The organism is Acinetobacter sichuanensis, from assembly GCF_003024515.2.
GTDB lineage: Bacteria > Pseudomonadota > Gammaproteobacteria > Pseudomonadales > Moraxellaceae > Acinetobacter > Acinetobacter sichuanensis.
This window is the reverse complement of the sequence record NZ_PYIX02000104.1, coordinates 1-3,270: the sequence shown is the minus strand read 5'-3', so window position 1 is coordinate 3,270 and position 3,270 is coordinate 1. Positions and strand designations below refer to the sequence as shown.

2 protein-coding genes are annotated in these 3,270 nt (G+C 31.3%); one reads left to right on the top strand and one right to left on the bottom strand.

Features of this window, described 5'->3' with window-relative positions:
- Nucleotides 1–1,215, top strand: a 1,215-nt coding sequence (locus C9E89_RS23470) for a hypothetical protein (protein ID WP_171405202.1), incomplete at its 5' end; no start/stop codon positions are given.
- On the opposite strand, the gene C9E89_RS21930 is transcribed toward C9E89_RS23470, so the two are convergent.
- Nucleotides 1,212–3,155 carry an acyltransferase family protein gene (locus C9E89_RS21930; RefSeq protein ID WP_107010221.1) on the bottom strand — a complete coding sequence of 648 codons (1,944 nt, stop codon included), beginning with the start codon at nt 3,153–3,155 and terminating at the stop codon, nt 1,212–1,214. The genes C9E89_RS23470 and C9E89_RS21930 overlap by 4 nt on opposite strands.
- Between the last annotated feature and the right edge of the window lie 115 nt (nt 3,156–3,270).

Sequence of the window (3,270 nt, the reverse complement as noted above, 5' to 3'; positions counted from 1 at the left end):
AGGATTGGGAATGTTGGTATTGTTGGAGAGGGAAGTGCTACAACTGGTATTATTGGGATAAGACGCGATAGTACAGACTTGCATGTTGACTCTATGGAAGCGACTGCAAACTTTAAAACTTTGATAGGTGTCCAAGCAAATAATACACGTTTATACGGTGTTCTTAGAGATACTGATTACGATGGGCTTGGTTATGGAATCAGCATTGCAAATACATGTGATACATTTATTTATGATATGAAAGCAAGTCGAGGACGTACAGAATTGGATGGTCGACATGGTTCAAATGTATTTGTACATAACTCGAAATTTAAAAGAGCAGGCACGCACTGGGGTAATAATTACAATTTTATCAATTGTAATATTGAATCAATTGCATGGTCTGGTCGAGATTTAAATATTGAAGGTGGAACAATCCATTCAGGAGTAACAAATCGTACAGATATTTGTTTGAGCACAGGGCGCTTTTATGCAAATAATGTAACTACACATGGTATTGTATTTTTGACAAGTTCAGGGGTTGTTCCAGCAGATTTTTATGCATCACCAAGACGTTTTTTTGATGAAGTTATTATTCAAAATTTACGTTGTACTAATAATATGCAAACTATTTACGGGTTTGGAATTAATCCACTGGCAGATCTTAAAGCACCGTCACATATTGTTCTAGACACAATTTATGCTCCAAATTCAACTAGACTGGCACTTACAGTTATGCCACTTGATAATGCGATAGCTTTTCCAGCAATGCAGACGTATAGAGCTGAGAATATTCGACATGGTGGAGTTTGTAGAATTATAGGTCGAGGTTTTAATAAGTATAATAGTAACTTTGGTTATGATGTTTATATTAATAATTGTGGGAGAACCGAAATCCAAGCTGATTCAAATTACTTTCAAAATTTAGATGCGAATAAACTAAAAGTAGTTTCGGCACGTCAAGTGAATACAAAGGCAGTACTTGGGCAGTGGATATTTACTGACTGTAAGTTTAAAAAAGATACTTCTATCTCTACTGTTTTATTTAATACTGCATCACCAAAAGGTTTTCAAAATTGTGAATACGATGGGGATATGACTGGGATTAATGTATTGGGTCCTGTTTTATTTAGTTTAAATTGTAGAGCAACCGTTGGCTCATCAAACTATCCGACCCCACTTAAAGTAGGATATTTAAACCCAATGTATTTTATTGATGATACTCCCGCTCCCTAAAGGAGTGGGTTTTTAAACATGCTCAAATATTTTTCTGCCAATAATTTAGATCCAATGTGATTTAGATGACTTTTGTCCAAGTACAATGGAATAGAATTGATAGATGAATAACAGAGTTTCTTATCACAACTTGCTTTTGTGGTATCTATCACTTCTATTGTGGGATATAACCTCTTTAAGCTCAACATGAAAGTATTGAATTTTTGAGACTGTTCATGAAGTTGTTTAATTGAAATTTCGCACGAGATATTTAAATTATATAACTGTTTTTTTACAGCACATTTATTATTGATGTTTTCAAGTCTTGGGGTGGGATATATAATAATGGGTGTAGCTCCACTTTTAGTGATTAATTCAACTGCGTATGTTAAACCTGCTTCCACAGAATTTAAGTTTTCTATAGGCTGAGTAGATGAGTAAAGTTTTTCATTATTGAAAATACTATAATATCCACCTGATAGAATAATTTTTTTATATTTGCCACTTTCAATAATCTTAATAATTTCATTATTTCTTGCTATAAATGCCTTATCCTCAATACCATTTTCATTAAAAAGTTTTGTATGTGGTAAAAATGCTGTACGATCTTTTGTATAATCATGCCCTTTTATATTTGCATCTTTTGCAAAAATATCAATCATCGGTGTAAAATGGTTAGCAATAGAGTCACCAACAATAATAAAAGAACTTTCCTCTTTGTTATTACCCAAAATACAATTAGCTGGATCAAAGCCTTCTTTTGATGAATGACACATATTTCTTATTCTAGAGGGGTAGGTTGTTAGTGCATAGCTTGAATTGTTAATCGACTCGTTGAATCGTTGAGGCATTCCTTTCAGAAAAATAATCGACAACGTGCAACAAAATAGAAAGAGAGTTGGTATGAAATATCCATAGGTAAAAACTTTTATGTTGTTGAGATTTTTAGATTTAATTTGTATTGGTTTTTCTAATAGAATATATGTTAAATAAGACAATAATATTGTTAATAATGTAATAAATAATCCGATATAGAAGTTTATTTCTATCATTAATATGTTGAATATCACAATAATTGGCCAGTGCCATAGGTACATTGGGTATGATATTTTCCCAATGAAGCGCATAGGTTTTATTGATAATATTTTAAAGATTAAAGATTCTTTATTATTTATATATATTATTGTAGCTGTGGCTAGGCAAGGAAATAATGCAGCATATCCAGGAAAAATAGTTTTTTCATTGAATGTTAAAGTACAGTATATCAAGATTAATACGGAGATTAGGTAGAGTATTTCAGCTGTAATTCTGTTAATTTTAATGTTAGGTGTAAATACCAATAAAGCACCAATTAATAGTTCAAATGATCTTGTAATTGGGGAAAAATAAGAAATACTATTATATCTAAGAGCTACAAATTCAGAAAATATTGCTCCGAATATGATTGCCAATGCTATGACGTACGTAGTTCTTTTAAAATTTTTTGAAAATTTAAAAAATATAAAAAGTAAGAGAGGCCATGTTAAGTAGAACTGCTCTTCAACAGAAAGAGACCAGAAGTGTAATAAGAATAGTTCTTGGCTATTCTCTGAAAAATAGCCACCCGCTGTTTTCCAAAAATAGAAATTAGATACAAAAAAGGACGAGGCTAATGCAGATTTGAAATAACTAATTAAATCGTATGAAGTCAATAAGAAAAATGCTGAAATAGACGTAATCAAAAGTACAAAAAAATAAGCAGGTGCAATTCTAATAACTCTTTTTTTATAAAAGTTAGCAATTTTGAATTCACTATTTTCAATTTCTTTTTTTATCATCATTGTGATAAGAAAACCGGATATGACAAAGAAGATATCAACACCAATATACCCTCCTTTGAATATCTGAATTTGTAAGTGATTAAATAAAACGAGCAGTACTGCAATAGCTCTCAATCCCTCTATTTCGCCTCGATATGTCATATTTACGCTTTGATTTTATTGTGAATGAACTGCATTCATATTATACAAACAAATCTGATTTTTAAGACAAATATCGGATACTTTTTTTTCTAACAATCAGGAGAAATCAATGTCT

What these genes read in the sequence shown, in the direction of transcription:
- C9E89_RS21930 (WP_107010221.1), bottom strand. Translation starts at nt 3,155, where the DNA reads ATGACATATCGAGGCGAAATAGAGGGATTGAGAGCTATTGCAGTACTG.